The following is a 22686-nucleotide window of genomic DNA, read 5'->3' as shown; positions in this document are numbered from 1 at the left end:
AACGCCGAAGGGGTGGACGTGGTTGCAGTGCAGCAAGAAAAAAATGGTCGCATTCGTATCTTGACGGCCGCCCGTACCTTATTCGACAGCCATGGATTCCACCAGACCGCAATGGCCGAATTGGCGGTCGCGGCCCAGGTTTCGGTTGGCCAGATATATCGGCTGTTCAAGAGCAAGGGCGATATCATTGAGGCGCTGGTCCATGACGATGCCGACCAATGGTGCCGCGAAATGGCGGAGATTCAGGCGCGGCTGGATTCGGACGAACTGACGATAGACGAAACATTCGAGCAATTGCTGCTCCACACGATCGACGAGAAGGACGAAGCCCTATCCTTCGACATATTGGCCGAAAGTTTTCGTAACCCCGCCGTCGCCGACACGATCGGCTCCATGTGCCAGCGATTCCGCACCTTCATTCGCTATTTCGCCTGCGCCGCCAATGACAAGCTGTCCGGCGAAGCGCTGGACGCAGCGGAGGAAATGATTCTCGCCTGCCTGTTCGGCCTGGGCCATCGCAGCGTGTCGCGGCCGCGCCTATCCGCCAGCAACGCCGTCCACCGCACGGCGCAGATGATCGTTACTGCGCTGCGCGGGGTTCGCTGATTCAATCCAGGCGGCGATAGACGTCGATCGTTTCGCGCACGCACCGGTCCCAGCTATAGCCGCCCGCCACGACAAGGCGCCAAGCAATTCGGGAATCCGCTTGCACGGTTCGACGGTGGAGACGCATAGCGCATAGCTGCCGGGCGCAAGATCGTAGCGGGCCAGCACCGGCCGCGTTTCAGCGTGGCAACGCCTCCCGCCGCACCGTTTCGCTGTCGATGACGATATGGCCCGCGATCGCCAGCGACCGGGCGAAGCGCCGTTCGAAATGGGCACGTCGGTCCGCCGGATGCATGTCGGGATAGCGCAAGACCGACTGGTCGTGAACCATCACGACGCCTCCTTCGGCCCAATCGGGCAGGAAATAATTTGGGCCGTGGAACAGATGGGTGCGGCCAAAGCGACTCTGCGCGAGATCGCGCACCCAGCGTGGCCGCTAGGCGCGCGGCGGTCCCCGCCCTGCGTCCAGCAAAGCCGCCGGATCAGCGATACAGTGGCCGCCGCGCCAGAAGCGGACTTCATCGACGCCGGCTATGTTCGCCACGCGGGATGCAAGCGCCCAGTTGTAGCGGCCGATACCCGACAAGCGCGGCTCCAGGGCTTCTACCGACAGGATGAGGCGCAGGCTCATGCCCGCCGCTCTGAATGGGCTTGAGCACGAACCGTCCCGCAACTTTGGGTCAAGGCAGGAAGGGTCATGGGTTCGGCGGTCCCGCATAACAAGACAGAACCGCCTTATAACAAGGGGGTAGCGACCCAGACGAGCATTGCGCAAGCGCAAATCCACTCTCGCCTTCCTGCCGCATCTCAGTCACGCCTTGTCGCAGCCCGCATCCCCTGTGCCAATACGTCGCAACTTATTGATGTCCGGTCCATTTACCCGCCCAACCATAAGGGAGGCACTGAATGACGACGACGCCATGTTTCGACCGAAACTATTTCGCAGCGCGGCTGGAAAGGAACCGCGAACTCGCAGCGCAATCAACCAATCCCGCCATTCGCGACCTCCATCTGGAATATGTCCGCCTCTACGAACAATTGATGGAGATTCACGAACCAGCGTGATGCGGGGGTGGCGCGATCAGCGTGCCGCCACCCCTTCGGGCAGGACGACCGTCGACCAGCTTTTTCCCGGCACCAGATATTTGGCTGCAAGCGCCTGCAATTGCGCAGGCGTGACGGTGAGCATGTCCGGCGACATGCTCTTCATCGCCTCGATATAGCGCGGATCATGGGTTGCGCCTTCCATCTGGTTCATCCAGAAGGCATTGCCGGTGCTGGCGCGCATCAGCAATTGCCGCATCGGCGCAACCGCCCGTTGCAGCTCGTCGTCGCTGACGGGGGTCTTGGCGAGATCGGCCGCCGTGTCCTTCACCACGCTATAGAAATAGGCGACCTTGTCAGGCCGGACCTGGCTGGTGACGAGGATGTAGCCGCCGCTTTCGTAGGAGAAGGGCCAGTTATTCTGGACGCTGGGCGAATAGGCCGCGCCTTCGGTCGAGCGCAGCTTGTCGAACAGGCGGTCGTTGAAAATCTGGGTCAGGATTTCCAGCTGCCGCGCTTCCTTCTGCAACGCGAATCCGCCGGCGGTGGGCCAGGCCATGACCGCCGCCGCCTGTTCCTTGTCGCCCTTGTGCCGAAGCACGACCGGGGTTTCGACATGGGCCGGGAAGCGCATCGCGCGGTTGATCGCAGGGACCGGCACGTCCGGCCTGGCGGGCAGTGCGCCAAAGGTCGCGGCGACGGCCTGGATCGCCTCGTCGGCCTTCACCTGGCCGAAAATCTGCACCTCGATCGGACCGGAAGCGAGGATCGGTTCCCAGGTCGCGCGGAACGCCTGCGGCGTGAGCGCTTCAATCTCGGCGCGCGAGGGCGTGCGGAAGCGCACATCCTTGTCATGCAACAGCCAGTTGAGATCGCGGCCCAGCACGGAATCCGGCGCGCGCGACATCGCGTCATAGGCGACGATCGCGCCGGTCTTCACCCGCGCGAGCGGTGCCGGGTCCCAGCCCGGCTCAGCCAGCTTGGTCGCAAAGAGGCGCAGCTGGTCGCGATAGTCGGCGGGACGGGTCACGGCCTGCATCTCAAAAGCGTCATCGTCGATCGAGAAATCCATGCCCATGCGGCGGCCGTTGGTCAGGTCGTCCAGTTCGCGCTGGCCCAGCTTGCCGATGCCGCCCGCCACCAACGCATAATCGCCGGCCCAGCTAGCGACCGGCTTGGTCGGCGAGAAAGCCTGCTGGCCATGGCCAAAGCGGACGTTGATCCGCACCTTTTCGGTTTCCGCGTCATTGGCGAAGAGGGTGAGCATCACGCCGTTGGAAAAGGCGATGCTTTCCATGCCCTGTAGGCCAACCGGCGCGCGCGACACGACCGTTCCGGGCGGACCGAGCTTGGGCAAATCGTCCATCGTCACCGCCTTGTCGGCAAGGCGTGCATTGGTGGCCGCCTTCACCGGCGCGGCGACCGCGGCGGCGAGTTTCGCGTCGAGGCCTGGCTGGATCTTGCCCGTCACCATCAGCGCACGGAATACGCCTGCGGAAAAAAGACGGCGCGTGGAGTCGAGGATTTTTTCCGGCGTCATCGCAGGCTTGCCCGCGCGGAAGATGTCGACGGCGGCCTGGGGACTGACCGTGGTTTCACGGATGTCGACAGCGCTGACGAGATCGCTGGCCTGCTTGGCGCCCGGCTCCGTATCCGCATTTTCGACCTGGATATTGAGCGCAGTATCCATCTGCGCATATTCGCGCTCGATTTCGGCGATGCTGGGCGGCGTGGCCTTTGCGTCCTCCACCACGGCGCGCACGTCGGCCAGCGCCTTTTCCCAATTTTCGCCCGTCGGAATGATGGTCATGAAGGTGCCATCGACCGAGCGGCTGACATCCTGCTGCTCGACGCCCGCTTGCAGGAAGCTGCCACCGGCGCGGGCCGCCTGCTCCAGCCGGCGGCTGATTATCTGTAGCGCCAGCATGTCGGTCAGTTTGTCCTGATTATAGACGATGGTGTCGGCATGGGGTGTCCAGGGGCGCAGCCAGGCCAGCGTCAGGCCGAGCGGCACGCCCGGCTCCACCACCACGCGCGTTGCGGGCCGATTGGCATCCGGCGCGCCGAAATCGGGCAGCGGCGCGCCCTTTCCGGGGACCGTCCAGTTGGCGAAATTATCCTTGATGAGCTGTTCGGCCTGCGCGGGGTCAATGTCGCCTGCGATCGAAATCACGGCATTTTCGGGGCGATACCAGCGCTGGTGGAAGGCCTCCACCTTGGCAGCGGTTGCGGCGGTCAGCGTCGCCACGGTGCCGATCGGCGCATGATCGGCGAGCGGCTGGCCGGCGAAGAAATGCAGTCGGCTGGCGTCGGACATGCGCATTTGCGGCCCGTCGCTCTCACGCCGTTCGGCGAGCACCACGGCGCGTTCGGCATCGACGGCGCTGTCCACGATATTGGGATCGGTCATCATGCCCGATAGAATCTTCATGCTCTCGGTCAGGCTGACCGGGGTCGCTTGCGGCAGGTCGAGCGCATAGGTGGTGCCGGTGGGGGTCGTCTGCGCATTGCTGTCGCTGCCGAAGGTCACGCCCAGCCGCTGCCAGATGCGCTTGGATTCGCCGTCGGGCACATGGCGCGATCCGCGCATCGAGAGATGTTCGATGAAATGGGCATAGCCCAGTTCTTCGGGCTGCTCCATCAGGGAGCCGGCGTCGATCCGCAGGCGGACGGACACCTGCCCCGGCGGAACGCCGTTGCGCCGTATGGCGTAGCGCAGACCGTTGGAGAGCGTGCCGAAACGCCAGGCCGGATCGATCGGCACATCGCTATTGTCGTAAAGCCATGGCCGGGTCTGCGCCTGACCGCTGATAGCCCCCTGCCTGACAGCGGGCGTTGAATCGGTTTGGGCTGCGAGCGGCGCCCCCGACAAAAGCAGGGCGATGACAGAAAGCGAAGCGGCCGAACGGCGGGGGATAAAATACATAGGCAAGGGAGCCTAACGGCATATTCCTGAATGGCCACTGACAAAGAAGGGCGGGTGTTGCCACCCGCCCACTTAATTCACGTCAAAACTGTCGGGATATGTTCATCCCAACCTGCAACATGGTTTAGCGCGGTGCGCCAGTACGCTGGACGGCACCCTTGTGCGCGCCGACGCCACCACCACCGCTGCGGCGACGGTTGAACGGCCGCTTGGCAGGCGCGTCGCCTTCGGGACGATGCGCGCGATCGGGGGTGCCGCGCTGCTGGCGCTGGCCGTCCTGATATTTCCGCTGGCCATCGGCGCGGCGCGCCTGCTGCTGCGGGGACTGGCTCGGTCCCTTCTTGGGCGCCGCCGGCTTGGGCAAAGCGCGCACGGCGTCCATGAAGTTTTCCGGCAGAGGCGTGACTTCCAGCTTCACGCGGGTCGTCTTCTCGATCGCCTTCAAATAGGGACGCTCGTCATCCGCCACGAAGCTGATCGCGATGCCGTCGGCACCGGCGCGCGCCGTGCGGCCGATACGGTGGACATATTGTTCGGCCACATTGGGGATTTCGAAGTTGATGACGTGGCTGACGCCCGACACGTCGATGCCGCGGGCGGCGATGTCCGTCGCGACCAGCAGTTTCACCTTGCCCTGGCGGAACGCCTGGAGCGCGGTGGTGCGCTGGCCCTGACTCTTGTTGCCATGGATGGCGAAGGCGTCGATGCCGGCACCTTCCAGAAAGCGGACGACGCGGTCGGCGCCATGCTTGGTGCGGGTGAAGATCAGCGCGCGGTCGATCTCTTCGCTCTGGAGCACCAGATGGAGGAGCGCCTGCTTCTCACCCTGGTTCACGAAATACATCTGCTGATCGACGCGCTCGGCAGTGGTCGATTGCGGGGCGACGCTGACCTTGACCGGATTGTTGAGGAACTGCGCGGCGAGCGCCTCGATCTCCTTAGGCATGGTAGCCGAGAAGAAGAGGTTCTGGCGATCGGCCGGCAGCATCTTGGCGACGCGCTTCAAGGGATGGATGAAGCCCATGTCCATCATCTGGTCGGCTTCGTCGAGGACGAAGATTTCGACATCCTTGAGGGTCAAGGCGCGCTGATCGATCAGGTCGAGCAGGCGGCCCGGCGTCGCAACAACGACATCTACGCCGACGCTGAGCGCGCGGATCTGCTTGCCGATCGGCACGCCGCCGAAGACGGTTTCGACCGACAGCTTCAGGAAGCGGCCATAGTCGCGGAAGCTCTGTGCGATCTGCGCGGCGAGTTCGCGGGTTGGGGCCAGCACCAGCATGCGGCAGCCCTTGACCGGCGTCACGCGCGGGTTGCGGGCGAAATAATCGAGGCTGGGCAGCGCGAAGGCAGCGGTCTTGCCGGTGCCGGTCTGGGCGATGCCGCACAGATCCTTGCCTTCCAGCAGCACGGGGATCGCCTTTTGCTGGATCGGAGTGGGCGTGACATAATTTTTGGAGGCGAGCGCCTTCATGATGGGCTCGGCGAGACCAAGTTCGTTGAATTGCATTTAGAAAACTCACAAGTCAGCCATGCGCCAACTTGCTCTGCGGACGCAGGAAGGGCGCGAGGCGGGTTACGAAACGACCCGCGTGAAAAGGGAAGCCTCAAGCTTGGCGCAGACTCTCATTGGCCGGTCCGTGGTCCTCACCTGACCCATGAGGCCAATTGGGATTGCGGACGATCACGCTGCCAATCGCTAGGGGGCCGAAACGGCCCGTCTGCTGCGCTGCAACGCATATGGCGAAGTTGCAGGTAAATAGCAAGCGGCCGCGGATATGCACCGCGGCCGCTGCTTTTCAAGCGAAGGAAAGGGCGTCAGAGCGCCACTTCGGCATGTTTGCCCTTCATTTCATCGCGCACATCGCCGCCGAACAGCATCTTGAAGACGCCCTTGATCGACATGTCCGATCGCCAGATTTCGGCGGTGCCCAGATCGAAGCGCAGCATCAGCAGATTGGGATCGTTGCGGCCGCCCGGATACCAGGCCTCGACTTCCTTCGACCAATAGCGGTCGATGACGGCCGGATCGGTTTCGGGCGAGAGCGTCCCTTCGATGCAGGCGAAGAGATTGTGATCCTTCGCCGCATATTGCGCCATCGCCGGGCCGCCGGGGGCAAGCCGATTGTCTCGCGACGTGTAGAACCAGAAGCAATGATTGGCGTTGGGATCGAGTTGCGCCGTCATTGGGGCGCTATGTTCCGCGCTATTTTGCAGGCCCAGCATCAAGAAGGGACTGCTGGACAGTTCGGCCCAGAAACGCTCTCGAATATCGTTGGTGTCGCTCATCATCCTGTCTCCTTGTTGCGTTGCCTGTTTCAATCGCCAGGATCGATCGAAGTTCCCGAAGCGCTTGATCTTGGCTGCGGCAATCGCCACATGAAGGCTATGCTGATCGAAACCGAACTGACGCCCAACCCGGCGACCATCAAATTCCTGCCTGGACGCGAAGTCATGGGCACCGGTACGCGCGATTTTGCGACGCCGGAGGAGGCGGAAGCATCGCCGCTGGCGGACGCGCTGTTTGGTCTGGGCGATGTGACCGGCGTGTTCTTCGGCGGGCATTTCATCTCCGTGACGATCGCGCCGGGATCGGAATGGTCCGATGTGAAGCCCGATGTGCTGGCGACGTTGCTGGAACATTTTTCCGCTAACATGCCGTTGTTCACGCCTGGCTCGGCCGCCGGGATCAGCGTGCCGTCCGACGCAGACAGTTTCACCGACGCCCCGGAAGATGCCGAAATCGTCGAGCAGATCCGCGAACTCATCGATACGCGGGTGCGGCCAGCGGTGGCCAATGATGGCGGCGACATCATCTATCGCGGCTTCGACAAGGGCACCGTATATCTCAAGATGCAGGGTGCCTGTTCCGGTTGCCCTTCCTCGACCGCCACGCTCAAGAACGGCATCGAGCAGCTGCTCAAACATTATGTGCCCGAAGTGACCGAGGTCCGCGCAGTCTGAAGCTGCCTGCGATATTTGGCAAATTCCCAAGGATCGACTAACCGCAAGACGAATCCGCAAAGCATGGATGCTTGGGGCGGATGCTTGAGGGGGTTTGCTTGCGTCTTCTGGTGATCGACACCGCCACCCAGGCCCTGTCCGTCGCGCTGCTGGAGGACGGGGCACCGATCGGCCGGTTCCACGAAGTCGTCGGGCGCGGCCATGCCGAGGCGCTGCTGCCCGCGATCGCCGCCTTGCCCGATGGGGGACGCGCTGACGCGATCGTGGTGGATGTTGGACCGGGCAGCTTTACCGGGGTGCGGATCGGCATTGCCGCCGCCCGTGCGCTGGCGCTGGCCTGGGATATCCCGCTGCATGGCTATAGCGCGCCAGCGCTGATCGCGGCGAAAGCGGCGCAGGAACATGATGGCGGCCCGATCGCCGTCACGATCACCGGCGGCCATGGCGAACTATTCTGGCAATGCTTCACCGCAGACGGGATGACCGCCACGAGCGCAATCGCCTCCACGCCGATTGCGCAACTGGCGCAATTGCTTGATGCGCCAATCCTGTATGGCACCGGTGCCGAAGCGCTGGTGACCGCGCGTGGCGGCGGCGCAGCGATCACCCTCTATCCCGACGCGGCCGACTATCCGCTGATCGCCGGGCTTGCGGCGCTACCCCCCAGCCCGATCTATGGCCGTGGTGCGGACGCGATGACCATGGCGGAGCGCGCTGCGTCATGATCCCCGACCTGCATATGAGCGTCTATGACGAGGGTGAACGCAACGCGCTGGGCGATGCGATGGACGTCATGGCCCGCGCGTTCGATCCCGTATTCGGCGAGGCCTGGACGTTGCCGCAACTGGCCGGGGTGATGATGATGCCGGGCACCTGGCTGACGATCGCTCGCCTGGACGCCGCGCCGCTGGGCTTCGCGCTGGTGCGGTCGGTGCTCGACGAGTGCGAACTGCTGTTGCTGGCGGTCGATCCGATCTGGCGCGGGCGAGGCATCGGCGAGACATTGTTGCGCCACAGCCTGCGCACTGCGCGCCAGCGGGGCATCACTTCCATGAACCTGGAAGTGCGGGCCACGAATAAGGCGGTCAAACTATACGAGAAAACCGGGTTCGAATATGTACATCGCCGCCCCGGTTACTATCGCGGTAATGATGGTCAACTTCACGATGCGCTGAGCTTTCGCATCGACATGCTGGCATGAACCACTAGGGTCTTGCGAAATCGTCCGCCAACGTCTAGCGACCATATACCGCTCCTGAAACGAAATCCTTGGGCGGGTCGCAGAACAATATAGCCTTGTAGGAAACAGGAAAATGGAAATCGAATCGGCCCAGAGCGAGTTGCTCATTACTTTGACCTCGGACATTGTGGCTGCCCATGTTTCGAACAACAGCGTCGCTGTCTCTGACGTGTCTACGCTGATCCAGAATGTTCATGCTGCGCTGTCTGGCCTGAGCCAGACCGCGCCCGTGCCTGAAGTCAAGCCGGAGCCGGCCGTTTCGGTCCGTTCGTCGATCAAGCCAGACTATATTATCTGCTTAGAAGACGGCAAGAAGCTCAAGATGCTCAAGCGCCACCTGATGACCCATTATCAGATGACGCCGGATGACTATCGCGCCAAGTGGAGCCTGCCCGCCGATTATCCGATGGTAGCCCCCAATTATGCCGAACAGCGCCGCAACCTGGCGAAGAAGATCGGCTTGGGCACCAAGCGTCGCCGGACAGCCCCCCCGCGCGGCAAGTAATACGTCTGGCTGATCCGTCAGCCTTTCAAAAAGCCGTCAAGGAAAGGGGTGCGTCGCCGACGCGCCCCTTTCCTGTATATGGAAAAGCCGCTAGGCTTGATCCAACCTGTCGCACCAAGCCATTAAGCGAGCCTGCATGAACCGCAAAATCGACGTCGAAGCCCTGTGCCATGAGAAGGGACTGCGGATCACCGAGCAGCGCCGGGTCATCGCCCAGGTGTTGAGCGATGCGACCGACCATCCCGATGTCGAGGAATTGCATCGCCGTTCCGCAGCGATCGATCCAGGCATTTCGATCGCCACGGTGTACCGCACGGTGCGCCTGTTCGAGGAAGCAGGCATCCTTGACCGGCATGATTTCGGTGACGGTCGCGCCCGGTATGAAGCGGCGCCGGAATCGCATCACGATCATCTGATTGATGTCGAGACGGGAAATGTCATCGAATTTGTTGACCCGGAACTGGAACAGCTACAGAAGCTGATCGCCGAGAAGCTGGGCTTCCGCCTGGTCGATCATCGCATGGAATTATACGGCGTCGCGCTCGAACGGAAGAACTGACAGATTGCGCGGACTACGCCGGACGATCCGCATTGCGGCACTGATCGCCAGCCTGCTCTTCTGCCTGATCCCGCACCTGCTCTGGCGTTTTGCGCGCCGCCCGTCGCCCTGGCCGCGACGCTTCCTGGCGCTGGCCGCACGATCGGTCGGCGCGAAGGTGCGGATTGACGGGTGGCTTTATGATGGCGACATGTTCCTGCTCGCCAATCATGTCAGCTGGATCGACATATTGGCGCTGGCCGACGCGACTGGCGCGGCGTTTGTCGCCCATGACGGCATCGCCCGCTGGCCGGTGATAGGATGGCTGGCGGCGCAAAATAATACATTGTTCGTCGCGCGCGAACGGCGCGGCGCGCTGTCGGGGCAGATCGACGCGCTGCGCAAGGCTTTGCTGGGGCATCAGCCGGTGGCGCTCTTTCCCGAAGGCACGACGAACGACGGCAGCGGTCTGCTGCCATTCAAGCCTGCCTTGCTGGCCGTATTGCTGCCGCCGCCGCGCGCGGTGATGATCCAGCCGGTGCATATCGATTATGGCGCGGCGACGGCGGAGATCGCCTGGCATGGCGAGGAACCGGCCGGGGCCAACGCCATGCGCATATTGGGACGCAAGGGGACGTTGCCGGTCACGCTGCGCTTTTTGGAGCCGTTCGATCCCGCCGGATGCGCCGACCGGAAGGTCATAGCGGCGATGGCGCGAGAGCGGATCGCGCAAAGCATCGTCCAAAATGCGCTGAAGCATCAGCGCCCTTCCGCTTCGCCCCTGCCCCCTGTATAGCCGTGGCGATGAATCGTAACGATACCCCTCCCAAGCTTGCGAAGACTGCCCCGGCGACTTTCCACGTCAAATCCTTTGGCTGCCAGATGAACGTCTATGATGGCGAGCGCATGGCCGAAATGCTGGGCACGCGCGGCATGACCGCGGCGGCGGAAGGGGCCGACGCCGATCTCGTCATCCTTAACACCTGTCACATCCGCGAAAAGGCGGTGGACAAGGTTTATTCCGATATCGGCCGCATGGTGCGCGAGGATGGTAGCCGCCCGATGATCGCCGTCGCCGGGTGCGTCGCGCAGGCAGAAGGCGGCGAAATCCAGCGGCGCGCGCGCACCGTCGACATCGTCGTCGGCCCGCAGGCCTATCATCGCCTGCCCGACCTGATCGACAAGGTCGGGCGCGGTGAGGAAGCGATCGACACCGATATGCCACTGGCGTCTAAATTCGGTGCGCTCCCCGCCCGGACCAAGCAGGCCCGGCCGACCGCCTTCCTGACGATCATGGAAGGATGCGACAAATTCTGCACCTATTGCGTCGTGCCCTATACGCGCGGCGCGGAAATCAGCCGGTCATGGGACGCCATATTGGACGAGGCCAAGGCGCTGGTCGATGGCGGCGTGCGCGAAATCACGCTGCTGGGCCAGAATGTGAACGCCTGGACCGGGGAAGACGACAAGGGCGCGATGCAGGGCATGGACGGGTTGGTCCGCGCCTTGGCGAAGATCGGCGACCTCAAGCGCATCCGTTATACCACCAGCCATCCCAACGACATGAGCGACGGCCTGATCGCCGCGCATGGCGAGGTGGAGAAGCTGATGCCCTTCCTCCATCTGCCGGTGCAGTCGGGCAATGATCGTATCCTCAAGGCCATGAACCGCAGCCATAGCGTGGACAGCTATTTGCGCATCATCGATCGCGTGCGGGCGGTGCGGCCCGACATTGCGGTGTCAGGCGACTTCATCGTCGGTTTCCCCGGTGAAACCGATGCTGAGTTCGAGGATACGTTGAAGATCTTGGATCAGGTGCGCTACGCCCAATGCTACAGCTTCAAATATAGCCCCCGTCCCGGCACGCCGGCCGCAGATATGGATCATCAGATATCTGCGGCGGTGATGGACGAGCGGCTCGCGCGGTTGCAGGCGGCGATCAACCGACATCAGGTGGATTTCAACGCCGCCACGATCGGGCGCAGCACCGACATTCTTTTGGAGCGCAAGGGCCGCTATCCCGGTCAGTTGATCGGCAAGACGCCCTGGCTCCAGTCCGTCCATGTCACCGTGCCCGATCTTGCCATCGGCGACATGGTCGAAGTCGATATCATCAGCGCCGGCCCGAATAGTCTGGCCGGCGAACCCAGCAGGAGGCAGGCCGCTTGAACCAAAAAACCGTCGTTCCGGCATATGCAGGAACCCCTCTCCGCCCCTGTCCACCAGGATCGAACGGCGGAAGATGGATACTCGCCTTCGCGAGCATGACGGATGGGAAAAGGGGCTGACCATGGGCAAGAAACCGAACCAACATCATCGCGAGCCCGCGGCTGAACGGGCAAGGCTGGAAGTGACCTTCGAAAAGCCGCATCTGCTTGGCACGTTGTTCGGCCAATATGACCGCAATCTGGTGGCGATCGAAAACCGGCTGGGCGTCTATATCGCCGCGCGCGGCAACAAGTTGCAGATCGAAGGCGAGGCGCAAGCCGCCGCGCGCGCCCGCGACGTGATGACCGGCCTCTACAACCGTATCGTCGCGGGGCAGGAAATCGACACAGGCGCGGTGGAAGCCGTGATCGCCATGTCGTCCGAACCGACGCTGGACGGCATCATCCGCACCGACGTCGCCGAACCGCCCAAGGTGATGATCCGCACGCGCAAGAAGACGATCGTCCCGCGATCCGCGACGCAGGTCACCTATATGGAGGCGCTCAATCGCAACGACATCATCTTCGCGCTGGGGCCGGCAGGCACTGGCAAGACCTATCTGGCGGTCGCGCAGGCGGTCAGCCAGCTCATCACCGGTAGCGTCGATCGCCTGATCCTGTCGCGCCCCGCCGTGGAAGCGGGCGAGAAGCTGGGCTTCCTGCCTGGCGACATGAAGGAGAAGGTCGATCCCTATCTCCGCCCGATCTACGACGCGCTGCACGACACGCTGCCAGCCGAACAGGTCGAACGGCGGATCGCGAGCGGCGAGATCGAGATCGCGCCGCTGGCCTTCATGCGCGGGCGCACGCTGGCCAACGCTTTCATCGTGCTGGACGAGGCGCAGAACACCACCATTGCGCAGATGAAGATGTTCCTGACCCGGTTCGGCGAAGGCAGCCGCATGGTCATTTGCGGCGATCCCAAGCAAGTCGACCTGCCGCAGCCGGGCACGTCGGGCCTGGCCGATGCGGTCGCGCGGTTGCAGGGTTTGGAGGGGATCGCGATGGTGCCGTTCGGCATTGCCGATGTCGTGCGGCATCCGGTGGTCGGGCGCATCGTGGAAGCCTATGAGGGGCCGGATGCATAGTTCTAAAATAATGCTGTTCGGTTCGAGCCTGTCGAGAACGGGCTCTCGACAAGCTCGAACCGAAAGGTGGAGTTGTACGCAATGATTGAAGTCGCCGTCCTGCATGAGGAGGGCTGGCCCGGTGTCGATTGGGACTATCTGGCCCAGCGCGCCGTGGCCGCCGCCATCGCGCACAGCCCCTATGCCGCCTTTGCCAGCGACGAGGCGCTGTATGAAATCGCGGTCAAGCTGACCAGCGACGAGGAGGTCCACAGCCTCAATCGCGCCTATCGCGACAAGGACAAGCCGACCAACGTCCTGTCCTTTCCAATGGTACAGGACGACCTGCTGGAGGTAACCGCCAATACCGACGATGGCGAAGTATTGCTGGGCGATATTGTGCTGGCCGAAGGGGTCTGCATCGCCGAGGCGGCGGAAAAAGGGATATCGGTCGCCGATCATGCCACGCATCTGATTGTCCACGGGACTTTTCATTTGCTTGGATATGACCATATGGACGACAATGAGGCTGAGGCAATGGAAGCGCTGGAGATTGCAGCGCTATTGAGCATGGGCCTTTCCGATCCCTATGGGGATCGCGACGGCGTTTGATGGTCGCGTTTTCTCGAGAGAAAACGCTCTGACAGGGGAATAGACGCGATTATGGCTGACGGCAGTCCCAAGGACGGCACCGCTTCGAAAGAAGGGGAAAGTAGCAACGAGGGCGGCCTGTGGAGCGGCATCAAGTCGCTCCTGTTCGGCGAGGGTGAGGAAACCAGTCTCCGCAAGGAGTTGGAAGAAGCGCTCGACGAATATGACGAGGACGAACAGGACGAGAATAGCGCAGCGCCGGCCAAGGGCGACCTGTCGGCGATCGAGCGCCAGATGGTGCGCAACCTGCTCCATTTTTCCGAACATACCGTCGATGACGTCGCCGTGCCACGCGCGGACATTGTCGCGATCGAGGAGACGGCGAGCTTTGCCGAATTGGCCGATCTGTTTGCCGAGGCGGGGCATAGCCGCGTGCCGGTCTATCGCGGGACGCTCGATACCATCGTCGGCATGATCCACATTCGCGACGCTTTCGCGATCCTGGCCGGCAAGTCGCCAGTGCCGGAGACGCTGGAACCGCTGATCCGCCAGCCGCTCTATGTGCCCGAAAGCATGGGGGCGCTCGACCTGCTCGCCGAAATGCGCGCCAAGCGCACCCATCTCGCCATCGTACTGGATGAATATTCCGGCACAGAGGGCCTGTTGACCTTCGAAGATCTGGTCGAAGAAATCGTCGGCGACGTCGAGGATGAGCATGACGATGCGCCCGAAGCGATGCTGGTGCCGCTGGACGGCGGCCTGTGGGAAGCCGATGCGCGTGCCGAACTGGACGATGTGGCAGAGGAGATTGACGAGAGACTGGGCGAGGTCGAGGAAGATGTGGACACGCTGGGCGGCCTGGCGTTCGTCCTCGCGGGACGGGTGCCGGAACCGGGCGAGATACTGGACCATGGCCCTAGCGGCTGGAAGTTGGAGATCGTCGCGAGCGACGGCCGCCGCGTGACCCGGCTGCGACTGCATCCACCGGTCGAGCGGGAAGAGGCGGAGGCGTAAAGACCCTCCGCTCCCCTGCTATCTTCCCAGCAATAAAGGATTACGGTCGCGAAATGTTAAGCTGCGCCGCATAGGGTGCGGCCATGCGGAACGAGCGGAGCAGATTTACCGGCACGGCCAACATGCTGTTTGCGGCGCCATGGACGGTGATCGAAACGCTGCTCCTCACGTCCGTCTGCATCGCCACGTTCTTCTTCGCCATCGTCACCCCGCCCTTTCAGGCGCCGGACGAGAACCAGCATTATATGAAGGCGTTGGCGCTGACGCAGGGCATCGTCCTGTCCGAACAGCGCGGCGAAGCGATCGGTGCAGAACTGCCTCGGGCGGCGCTGGATATTCATGGCGTAGATTTTCCGACCGACGTGCCGCCGACGCCGCGACGCTTCGACCGGGCGCAGATCGTCGACAGCGCAGCCGCCGACGCCGGTCGTCCGGGCACGGCCTTTGCGGATTTTCCCAACGTCGCCAGCTATGCGCCCAGCCTTTATGCACCGGGTGCGGTGGGGCTGACGCTGGGGCGCGCGCTGGACCTGCCCTGGATCGATACTTTCTATGTCGGGCGGCTGGTCAATGCTCTGACCGGACTGGCGCTGCTGATCGCGGCGCTACGCCTGTTGCCGTTCGGCAGAAACGCCTTGCTCGCCACCGCCTTGCTGCCGACCTTCGCCTATCAAACAGGATCGCTGTCGCCCGATGCGGTCATTAACGGGCTTGGCTTTCTGGGCCTGGCGCTGGCGCTGCGCACCGGGTTCATGGGGGCGGCACCGGCGCGATCGGCGGCCTTGCTGGTAACGGGGCCGCTGCTGGCGCTGTGCAAAGGCGTCTATCTGCCGATCATGGCGGCGGGACTGCGCTGGCCGCAGGATCGCCGCGACCTGCGCGCGGGCGTGATCCTGGGCGCGATGGTGCTGGGTGCGATCGTCTTCGTCGGCTGGATGCACTATTCTGGCGGGAGCCAGGCGCTCTATCATATCCAGTCGCGCAAGACGGGCGAGACGATGATGACCGCGCCGCTGCGCGATCAGCTTGCCATCCTGCTGCATGACCCGGTCGGTTATGTCAGCATCCTCGTCAGCAGCGTGGTCGAGCGCGCGCCGATCTATGCGCTGCAAATCGTCGGGCGTTTCGGATGGAACGCCATCCTGTTGCCGTTGTTCGCCTATCCGTTGGGGCTGCTGATGCTCGGCGCGGGCGTCGCCAATGGCAGCGGCGCGCGCTTCGGCTTTGGCCAGCGGCTGTGGTGGCTGGCGGTTGCGGCAGGCGTTGCGCTGCTGATCGAAACGGCCATGTATCTGACGGGGACGCCGCTGGGCGCGGACTATATTCAGGGGACGCAGGGGCGTTATTTCCTGCCGCTGCTGCCGCTGGTGCTCATCGCCCTGTCGCCCGACAGCGCGATACGCGGCGCGCAACGGATCTTCGCCGTTGCCGCGATCGTGCTATTGCTGATTGCTGCCGCGACCGTGTTCGACAGTTTCTGGGTGCATGGCTTCGTCACCAGCGACGGGATGCCGCCGCATGAAAGCATCGCCCGCGCCCTGTTGCTCCCCTCCCCGCGCTGGTAACCAGACTCGACACAGAGCGAGCCAGCCCAGCCCCTCGATCCAGCCGGCGGTGACGTCGCTGGGCCAATGGACGCCGAGCCAGACGCGGCTGACGCCGATCAGGGCGATGATGGCAGCGGCGACGGCATAGCCGGCGCGCGATCCCGCCAGTATCGCAATGGCGCCGAAGAACATCATGTTGCCCGCCGCATGGCCGCTGGGAAAACTATAGGTGTGGACGATATCGAGATGAGGGAACAGGTCGGGCCGCGGCGCGGCAAAAATCTGTTTCAAGCCAAGGTTGAGCAGCGTCCCACCTGCGATCGTCAAGGCGAGCCATCGCGCCGCGCGCCAACGCCCGAACCATAATAGGGGCAGCAACGCCGCAGCCAGCAACGCCATGCGCCCAGCGGTTCCGCCGACCGCCGATGCGAGCCTCATGACCATGGTGACAGGGCCGCCTATCGCCGTTTCCCGCGCCTGCCCGGCCGCGGTCATCAGCCCGACGTTCAGGCCGTCGAGCCATCCAGCCCGCTGCATCAGCGCAATCGCCAGAACGCAAAAAAGCGCGAGAGCCAAAGCCCCCGCGCCTTTCAGCGTCAATGTGCGCCGATCAGATATGGAGCGCACGGCCATAAGCCGCCAATACACTTTCATGCATTGATTCAGAGATGGTCGGATGCGGGAAGACCGTGTGCATCAATTCCGCCTCGGTCGTCTCCAGCGTTTTGCCGATGGTGAAGCCCTGGATCATCTCGGTCACTTCCGCGCCGATCATGTGTGCGCCCAGCAATTCGCCGGTCTTGGCGTCGAAGACCGTCTTGGTGAAGCCTTCCGCTTCGCCCAGTGCGATCGCCTTGCCATTGCCGATGAAGGGGAACATGCCGACCTTCACCTCGTAACCGGCTTCCTTCGCCTTGGCTTCGGTCAGGCCGACGCTGGCGATCTGCGGGTGGCAATAGGTGCAGCCAGGAATGTTGCGCACATCCATCGCGTGGGGATGCTTGCCGGCAATAGCTTCGGCCACGATCACGCCTTCATGGCTGGCCTTATGCGCCAACCATGGCGGGGCGGTCACGTCGCCGATCGCCCAGATGCCATCGACATTGGTCTTGCAGGTCGGGTCGGTGACGATGTGGCCGCGCTCGGCCTTGATGCCCAGCTCTTCCAGACCGATATTCTCGGTATTGGGGACGATGCCGACAGCGACGATGACATGGCTGTATTCGCCATTCACCACCTTGCCGTCCTTGCCCTTGATCGCGGCCTTCACGCCGTTCGCGCCAACGTCCAGCGTTTCGACGCCCGCGCCGGTCATGATGGTCATGCCCTGCTTCTTGAGCGCCTTTTCAAGGAAGGCGGAGACATCGGCATCCTCGACCGGGACGACGCGGTCCATCATCTCAACCACGGTCACGTCCGCGCCCATGTCGTTATAGAAGCTGGCAAATTCGATGCCGATCGCGCCCGATCCGATGACCAGCAGCTTGGTCGGCATTTCCGCCGGGGTCATCGCGTGGCGATAGGTCCACACGCGCTTGCCGTCCGCCTTGGCGAAGGGCAGGTCGCGCGCGCGCGCGCCGGTGGCGACGATGATGTTCTTGGCGGTCAGTTCTTCGGTCTTGCCATCCTTGGTGACAGACAGCTTGCCTTTGCCCAGCAACTTGCCGTCGCCCATATGGACGGCGATCTTGTTCTTCTTCATCAGGTGCGTGACGCCCTGATTAAGCTGTTTGGCGACGCCGCGCGAACGCTTCACCACGGCTTCGATGTCGGCAGTGATGTTGTCGGCGGCGAGGCCATAATCTTTGGCATGTTGCATATAATGGAAGATTTCAGCAGACCGAAGCAGCGCCTTGGTCGGGATGCAGCCCCAGTTGAGGCAGATGCCGCCCAGATTTTCGCGCTCAACGATCGCGGTCTTGAGGCCCAGTTGGGCGGAACGGATCGCGGCGACATAGCCGCCGGGGCCGGAGCCCAAAACGATGACGTCATAAGTATCAGCCATGGTCAGTCTCTCTAAACTTATTCCGCCGGAAGCGGCGGTACGGAACGGGGCTGGCGATCCTCTCCGATCGCCACGAAGCTGAAAGTCGCATGGGTCACGCGATAGGACCGGTCATCATGCCGGGCGCGACGCCACGCTTCTACATAGATCTTCATCGACGTGCGCCCGACGGATTTGAGCGTTGCAAAAACCGAAACCTCGTCGCCAACGACGACCGGGCGGAGGAAGGTCATCCCCTCCACCGCGATGGTCACGGCGCGGCCATGGCTGTGCCGGGCGGCGACCGATCCGGCCGCCGAGTCCATCACGCTCATCAACCAGCCGCCGAAAATATCCCCATAGGGATTGGTATCGGTCGGCATGGCGATGACCCGAACCGCTGGACTAATGTCCGGCGGGGTTTCGTCGGCATAGGGCATCAGGCGAGCATGCCGATCGGGTTTTCGACCAGTTCCTTGAACGCCTTCATCAGGCGCGCGCCGTCTGCGCCGTCGATGGCGCGATGATCGAAGCTGCCGGTGGCGGACATGACGGTCGCGATCTGGAGCGAGTCATCCACCACGAAGGGCCGCTTTTCACCAACACCGATCGCCATGATCATCGCCTGGGGCGGGTTAATGACCGCTTCGAACTGCTTGATGCCGAACATGCCCATGTTGGACAGCGACGCGGTGCCGCCCTGATATTCTTCTGGCTTGAGCTTGCCGTCCTTAGCGCGGCTGGCCAGATCCTTCATCGCGTTGGAAATGGCGGCGACGCCCTTGCCGCCCGCGTCGGTGATGATCGGGGTGATGAGGCCGCCGGGGATCGACACGGCGACACTGATGTCGGCGCGCTGGAATTGCAGCATCTGGTCGCCGGCGAACTGCACGTTACATTCGGGCACCTGCACCAACGCAACGCCCAGCGCCTTGATCAGCAGGTCGTTGACAGACAGCTTGACCTTGCGGCTGGCGAGGCCGGCGTTGAGTTCGCCGCGCAGCTTGAGCAGTTTGTCGAGCTGGATGTCGACGGTGAGGTAGATGTGGGGCACCTGCTGCTTCGACTCGGTCAGGCGGCGCGCGATCGTCTTGCGCATACCACTGAGTTTGACAACTTCGTGCGGGATGCCGAAATCCTGCGCGGCGGCAGCGACCGGTGCGGGAGCAGCAGGCGCGGCGGCGGTAGCGGCAGGTGCGGCGGGGGCAGCCGCAGGCGCAGCGGCGCCGGGCTGTGCGCCTTCGATATCGGCCTTGACGATGCGGCCGTTGGTGCCAGTGCCGGTGATGCTGGCCAGATCTACGCCCTTGGCCTGCGCCAGGCGACGCGCCAGCGGGCTGGCCTTCACGCGATCGTCCGATGCAATCGCAGGCTTGGGCGCGGCGGCCTCAGCCTTGGGCGCGGGTGCGGCGTCCGCCTTCGGGGCGGCTGCGGCGTCGGCCTTTTCAGGAACGGGGTCAGCCTTGGGCGCGGGGGCAGCGTCCGCCTTGGCACCGCCAGCGGCGACGGTCGCAGCATCTTCGCCCTCTTCGGCGATGATGGCGATCACGGTGCCGACCTTCACGCCTTCGGCCCCTTCGGCGATCAGGATCTTGGCGATGACGCCCTCATCGACCGCTTCGAATTCCATCGTCGCCTTGTCAGTCTCGATCTCCGCCAGCAGATCGCCGGACGATACCGTATCGCCCTCCTTGACCAGCCATTTGGCCAGCGTCCCTTCCTCCATGGTCGGGGACAATGCGGGCATCTGGATCGTCTTGCTCATGCTTTCGGGCCTCTTCTTGGCTTTACGGCTTTGGTCATTTTGATGCCCGTTTTCACCCATTCGCCGGATCGGTCAAGCGACGCCTTGCCAGAGAGGCTTTTATCCCGCACATTTCACCCTTATGGTTAGTTGGGCGCTTTTACCGATAGCCTGCTCCATTAATTGCATGCGAGGGGCGATAAGAAGTGCGGACATATCTGGTCGTCGTGGACGAATCGCCGGAAGCGGAAACCGCTTTGCGCTTCGCGGCGCGGCGCGCAGCCAAGACCGGCGGCGCGGTCCGCATCCTGGCGCTGATCCCGCCGGCCGAGTTCGTGCAATGGGGTGGCGTCCAGGCCACGATGGAGGATGAGGCGCTGCAACGCGCCGAGGCGCTGGTGACGAGCGCAGCGGGCACGCTGACCGATGAATCGGGCATCCGTCCCAGCATCACCGTGCGCCAGGGCGACGCCGTGACAGTGGTGCGCGGCACATTGGACGAGATGGACGATGTCGCCGCGCTTGTGCTGGGCGCTGCGGCCAGCGGCAATCCGGGGAAACTGGTGACGCATTTTGCGGGCGCGGACGCGGGCAAGCTGCCCTGCCCGCTCATGATCATTCCGGGCGGGCTGGATAGCGAGGCGATCGACCGGTTGAGTTGATCGTCGATATTACCGCTTATGCTTGCCGCGTTTTGCGCCCTGGTGGCGGATATTCATCGGCCGCCCGCGATGGGTGCCGGGACGCGTGCGGTCGCGCTTCATCGGGCCGCCGCGGGGCGCGGGACTATCAGGCAGTTCGAAACGCAGCGAGCCATTGATGGGATCGGCCTCCGCCAGCCTTAGTTCCAGCCGCTGTCCGACGGTGTAGCGATCGCCACTATCGGCCCCCTGCAACGCCTTGCCCGCTTCGTCATAGTGGAAATATTCGCCGCCCATGGTGGAAACAGGCACCAGTCCGTCGCCGCCCAGCCCGTCGACCGTGGCGAAAAAGCCGAAATTCTGGACCCCGGTTATGCGCGCCTTCACGATTTCGCCGACATGGGCGGACAGGAAGGCGGCGACATAACGGTCAACCGTGTCGCGCTCCGCCTCCATCGCGCGGCGTTCATGGCCGGAAATGAGTTCGCCGACCCGGCCCATATTCTCATAATCATCCTGGCTGAGCGCAGTGCGGTCGGGGATCGTCCCGCCCTTTGGTACGGGCAGTTCCAGGCTGTGTGCGCCGACCAGGGCACGATGCACCAGCAGGTCGGCATAGCGGCGGATGGGTGAGGTAAAATGCGCGTAGCTGCCCAGCGCCAGCCCGAAATGGCCCATATTCTGCGGCGCATAATAGGCCTGGGTCTGGCTGCGCAGAATCTGCACCATGATCAGCTCCTTCTCCTCCGCCTCGGCGATTTTGCGGATCAGGGCGTTGAAAGTGGAGGGACGTATGACCTGACCCAGCGCGAAATCCATATCGAAGGTGGCGAGATAGTCCTTGAGTGCGACCAGTTTTTCGCGGCTGGGCACTTCATGGACGCGGTACATGACCGGCGCCTTCTTGGCCTCCAGGGCCTTGGCCGCCGCGACATTCGCCGCGATCATATAATCCTCGATCAGCATATGGGCGTCGAGCCGTTCGCGCACGGCGACGCTGACGATCTTGCCATGCTCGTCCAGCACTACGCGCCGTTCGGGCAGGTCGAGCGCCAGCGGATCGCGCGCCTCCCGCGCCTTGCGCAGCAGCGCCCAGCAGGCCCAGAGGGGTTTCAGGGCGACGTCCAGTAGCTCGTCCGCCTGCTTGCGCGAGGGCGTGGGGGCAGCGTCTACCTCCGTGCCGTCAATCGCCGCCTGCGCATCTTCATAGGCCAGCACTGCCGCGACGCGGATCACCGCGCGGGTGAAGCGCCAGGCGGTGACCTTGCCCTGCGCGTTGATGGTGAGGTGGCAGGCCATCGCCGCCCGGTCCTGCCCGGAGCGGAGCGAACACATGTCGGACGACAGGTCGTGGGGAAGCATCGGCACGACCTGGTCAGGGAAATAGACGCTGTTGCCGCGCTTGCGCGCTTCCTTGTCCAGCGCGCTGCCGGGGCGAACATAATAGCTGACGTCGGCGATGGCGACGATCGCCTTATAGCCGCCGGCATTGCCCTCATCCTCGTCCGGGGTCGCCCAGACAGCATCGTCATGGTCGCGGGCATCGGACGGGTCGATCGCGACGATCGGCAGGTGGCGCAGATCCTCGCGCTTATCCTCGTGCAGCGGCAGGGCGGAAGCGGTGATCGCTTCCTCCTCCACCCGCTCCGGGAAGACATGGGGGATGCCGTGCTTGTGGATCGCGATCAGGCTGAAACTGCGCGGGGCGAAGGGATCGCCGAGAATGTCGGTGACGCGCGCGGCAATGCGCGGCGGGCGGCCATGGGGTTCGGCCAGCACCAGATCGCCGGGCTTGGCGTTGCCGACATCGCTGATCGGCGTGTCCTTTCGGATGCGCTTGTCGACCGGGCGCAGCCATAGCTTGCCGTCGGCCATCACCTCCACCACGCCCAGCAATTCCTCCTCGGCCTTGGCGAGTTTCTTCATGACGTCGTGTTGCCTCATTAAGCGATGTTCCCGAGCGGCATAGCCATTGCCTCACGTAAATGCTCCCTACAGGAGATCACCCTCACGGACTATTCCTTGCGCGACTGGGGGCCGCGCAGCGGAGCCGGAGGCGACGCGGAGC

At 63.4% G+C, this 22686-nt stretch carries 23 protein-coding genes and 1 pseudogene; 14 read left to right on the top strand and 10 right to left on the bottom strand.

Translation table 11 applies throughout. The features are described 5' to 3' along the window. Nucleotides 1-18: 18 nt before the first annotated feature. Nucleotides 19-606 carry a TetR/AcrR family transcriptional regulator gene (locus HHL08_RS08380; RefSeq protein WP_169572631.1) on the top strand — a complete coding sequence of 196 codons (588 nt, stop codon included), beginning with the start codon at nucleotides 19-21 and terminating at the stop codon, nucleotides 604-606. 178 nt (nucleotides 607-784) lie between these two features. Here HHL08_RS08380 and HHL08_RS08375 read toward each other — a convergent pair whose 3' ends face one another. Then, nucleotides 785-1030: a hypothetical protein gene (locus HHL08_RS08375; RefSeq protein ID WP_169572342.1), complete on the bottom strand. Its 246-nt coding sequence runs from the start codon at nucleotides 1028-1030 to the stop codon at nucleotides 785-787. 12 nt (nucleotides 1031-1042) lie between these two features. Next, nucleotides 1043-1237: a hypothetical protein gene (locus tag HHL08_RS08370; protein ID WP_169572340.1), complete on the bottom strand. Its 195-nt coding sequence runs from the start codon at nucleotides 1235-1237 to the stop codon at nucleotides 1043-1045. A gap of 275 nt (nucleotides 1238-1512) precedes the next feature. Between HHL08_RS08370 and HHL08_RS08365 the strand changes: the two genes are divergently transcribed. Continuing rightward, the gene (locus tag HHL08_RS08365; RefSeq protein WP_169572339.1) at nucleotides 1513-1671 is read left to right on the top strand and encodes a hypothetical protein; all 159 of its coding nucleotides are present in this window, start codon (nucleotides 1513-1515) and stop codon (nucleotides 1669-1671) included. 16 nt (nucleotides 1672-1687) lie between these two features. Here the strand turns inward: HHL08_RS08365 and HHL08_RS08360 are convergent, their stop codons facing one another. The 3 genes from HHL08_RS08360 to HHL08_RS08350 form a co-directional block, all read right to left on the bottom strand. After that, nucleotides 1688-4576: a M16 family metallopeptidase gene (locus HHL08_RS08360; RefSeq protein WP_169572337.1), complete on the bottom strand. Its 2889-nt coding sequence runs from the start codon at nucleotides 4574-4576 to the stop codon at nucleotides 1688-1690. 124 nt (nucleotides 4577-4700) lie between these two features. Continuing rightward, nucleotides 4701-6086 (bottom strand): DEAD/DEAH box helicase, encoded by a 1386-nt coding sequence (locus HHL08_RS08355; RefSeq protein ID WP_169572335.1) that lies wholly within the window; start codon nucleotides 6084-6086, stop codon nucleotides 4701-4703. A gap of 308 nt (nucleotides 6087-6394) precedes the next feature. Beyond that, nucleotides 6395-6865, bottom strand: coding sequence for a pyridoxamine 5'-phosphate oxidase family protein (locus HHL08_RS08350; RefSeq protein ID WP_169572629.1), 471 nt, complete (start codon nucleotides 6863-6865; stop codon nucleotides 6395-6397). Between the two features lie 99 nt (nucleotides 6866-6964). Here HHL08_RS08350 and HHL08_RS08345 point away from each other — a divergent pair, with 99 nt between their 5' ends. The 11 genes from HHL08_RS08345 (at nucleotide 6965) to HHL08_RS25550 (ending at nucleotide 16267) form a co-directional block, all read left to right on the top strand. After that, on the top strand, nucleotides 6965-7540 hold the full coding sequence (locus HHL08_RS08345) for a NifU family protein (RefSeq protein ID WP_169572627.1): 576 nt from the start codon (nucleotides 6965-6967) through the stop codon (nucleotides 7538-7540). A gap of 98 nt (nucleotides 7541-7638) precedes the next feature. Then, nucleotides 7639-8265: a tRNA (adenosine(37)-N6)-threonylcarbamoyltransferase complex dimerization subunit type 1 TsaB gene (gene tsaB, locus HHL08_RS08340; RefSeq protein WP_169572333.1), complete on the top strand. Its 627-nt coding sequence runs from the start codon at nucleotides 7639-7641 to the stop codon at nucleotides 8263-8265. Then, entirely contained in the window at nucleotides 8262-8741 is a 480-nt protein-coding gene (locus tag HHL08_RS08335) for a GNAT family N-acetyltransferase (RefSeq protein WP_169572331.1), read from the top strand. The genes tsaB and HHL08_RS08335 overlap by 4 nt, the downstream gene beginning before the upstream one ends. Nucleotides 8742-8853: 112 nt before the next feature. Further along, nucleotides 8854-9285, top strand: a complete 432-nt coding sequence (locus HHL08_RS08330; RefSeq protein ID WP_169572329.1) for a MucR family transcriptional regulator — start codon at nucleotides 8854-8856, stop codon at nucleotides 9283-9285. A 136-nt stretch (nucleotides 9286-9421) separates the two neighbouring features. Continuing rightward, the gene (locus HHL08_RS08325; RefSeq protein ID WP_169572327.1) at nucleotides 9422-9844 is read left to right on the top strand and encodes a Fur family transcriptional regulator; all 423 of its coding nucleotides are present in this window, start codon (nucleotides 9422-9424) and stop codon (nucleotides 9842-9844) included. A gap of 4 nt (nucleotides 9845-9848) precedes the next feature. Further along, nucleotides 9849-10619 carry a lysophospholipid acyltransferase family protein gene (locus HHL08_RS08320; protein ID WP_169572325.1) on the top strand — a complete coding sequence of 257 codons (771 nt, stop codon included), beginning with the start codon at nucleotides 9849-9851 and terminating at the stop codon, nucleotides 10617-10619. An 8-nt stretch (nucleotides 10620-10627) separates the two neighbouring features. After that, complete coding sequence (gene miaB / locus HHL08_RS08315; RefSeq protein ID WP_169572323.1) at nucleotides 10628-11992, top strand: tRNA (N6-isopentenyl adenosine(37)-C2)-methylthiotransferase MiaB; 1365 nt, start codon at nucleotides 10628-10630, stop codon at nucleotides 11990-11992. 121 nt (nucleotides 11993-12113) lie between these two features. Then, a complete protein-coding gene (locus HHL08_RS08310; RefSeq protein WP_169572625.1) occupies nucleotides 12114-13118 on the top strand; it encodes a PhoH family protein in 1005 nt (334 codons plus the stop codon). An 81-nt stretch (nucleotides 13119-13199) separates the two neighbouring features. Beyond that, the gene (ybeY, locus tag HHL08_RS08305; RefSeq protein WP_169572321.1) at nucleotides 13200-13709 is read left to right on the top strand and encodes an rRNA maturation RNase YbeY; all 510 of its coding nucleotides are present in this window, start codon (nucleotides 13200-13202) and stop codon (nucleotides 13707-13709) included. Nucleotides 13710-13760: 51 nt separating this feature from the next. After that, nucleotides 13761-14702, top strand: a complete 942-nt coding sequence (locus HHL08_RS08300) for a hemolysin family protein (RefSeq protein ID WP_169572318.1) — start codon at nucleotides 13761-13763, stop codon at nucleotides 14700-14702. 83 nt (nucleotides 14703-14785) lie between these two features. Then, nucleotides 14786-16267 (top strand): DUF2142 domain-containing protein, encoded by a 1482-nt coding sequence (locus tag HHL08_RS25550; RefSeq protein ID WP_328804604.1) that lies wholly within the window; start codon nucleotides 14786-14788, stop codon nucleotides 16265-16267. Nucleotides 16268-16315: 48 nt separating this feature from the next. Here the strand turns inward: HHL08_RS25550 and HHL08_RS26110 are convergent. From HHL08_RS26110 to HHL08_RS08275, 4 genes and pseudogenes are all read right to left on the bottom strand, one after another. Then, nucleotides 16316-16648: pseudogene (locus HHL08_RS26110) on the bottom strand (phosphatase PAP2 family protein); the annotation flags it as partial. A 211-nt stretch (nucleotides 16649-16859) separates the two neighbouring features. Next, nucleotides 16860-18254 carry a dihydrolipoyl dehydrogenase gene (gene lpdA / locus HHL08_RS08285; protein ID WP_169572317.1) on the bottom strand — a complete coding sequence of 465 codons (1395 nt, stop codon included), beginning with the start codon at nucleotides 18252-18254 and terminating at the stop codon, nucleotides 16860-16862. Nucleotides 18255-18271: 17 nt separating this feature from the next. After that, complete coding sequence (locus tag HHL08_RS08280) at nucleotides 18272-18673, bottom strand: acyl-CoA thioesterase (protein WP_169572315.1); 402 nt, start codon at nucleotides 18671-18673, stop codon at nucleotides 18272-18274. Continuing rightward, nucleotides 18673-19998 carry a pyruvate dehydrogenase complex dihydrolipoamide acetyltransferase gene (locus tag HHL08_RS08275; protein ID WP_169572313.1) on the bottom strand — a complete coding sequence of 442 codons (1326 nt, stop codon included), beginning with the start codon at nucleotides 19996-19998 and terminating at the stop codon, nucleotides 18673-18675. The genes HHL08_RS08280 and HHL08_RS08275 overlap by 1 nt, the downstream gene beginning before the upstream one ends. A gap of 185 nt (nucleotides 19999-20183) precedes the next feature. Here HHL08_RS08275 and HHL08_RS08270 point away from each other — a divergent pair, with 185 nt between their 5' ends. After that, nucleotides 20184-20639 (top strand): universal stress protein, encoded by a 456-nt coding sequence (locus HHL08_RS08270; protein WP_088182734.1) that lies wholly within the window; start codon nucleotides 20184-20186, stop codon nucleotides 20637-20639. A 9-nt stretch (nucleotides 20640-20648) separates the two neighbouring features. Here the strand turns inward: HHL08_RS08270 and HHL08_RS08265 are convergent, their stop codons facing one another. Next, nucleotides 20649-22562 carry a ribonuclease R family protein gene (locus HHL08_RS08265; protein ID WP_268932693.1) on the bottom strand — a complete coding sequence of 638 codons (1914 nt, stop codon included), beginning with the start codon at nucleotides 22560-22562 and terminating at the stop codon, nucleotides 20649-20651. Nucleotides 22563-22686: the final 124 nt, after the last annotated feature.

This window comes from Sphingobium psychrophilum (assembly GCF_012927105.1).
Classification (GTDB): Bacteria; Pseudomonadota; Alphaproteobacteria; order Sphingomonadales; family Sphingomonadaceae; genus Sphingobium; species Sphingobium psychrophilum.
Note: the sequence above shows the minus strand (reverse complement) of the source record. Positions and strands in the feature narration are given on the sequence as shown.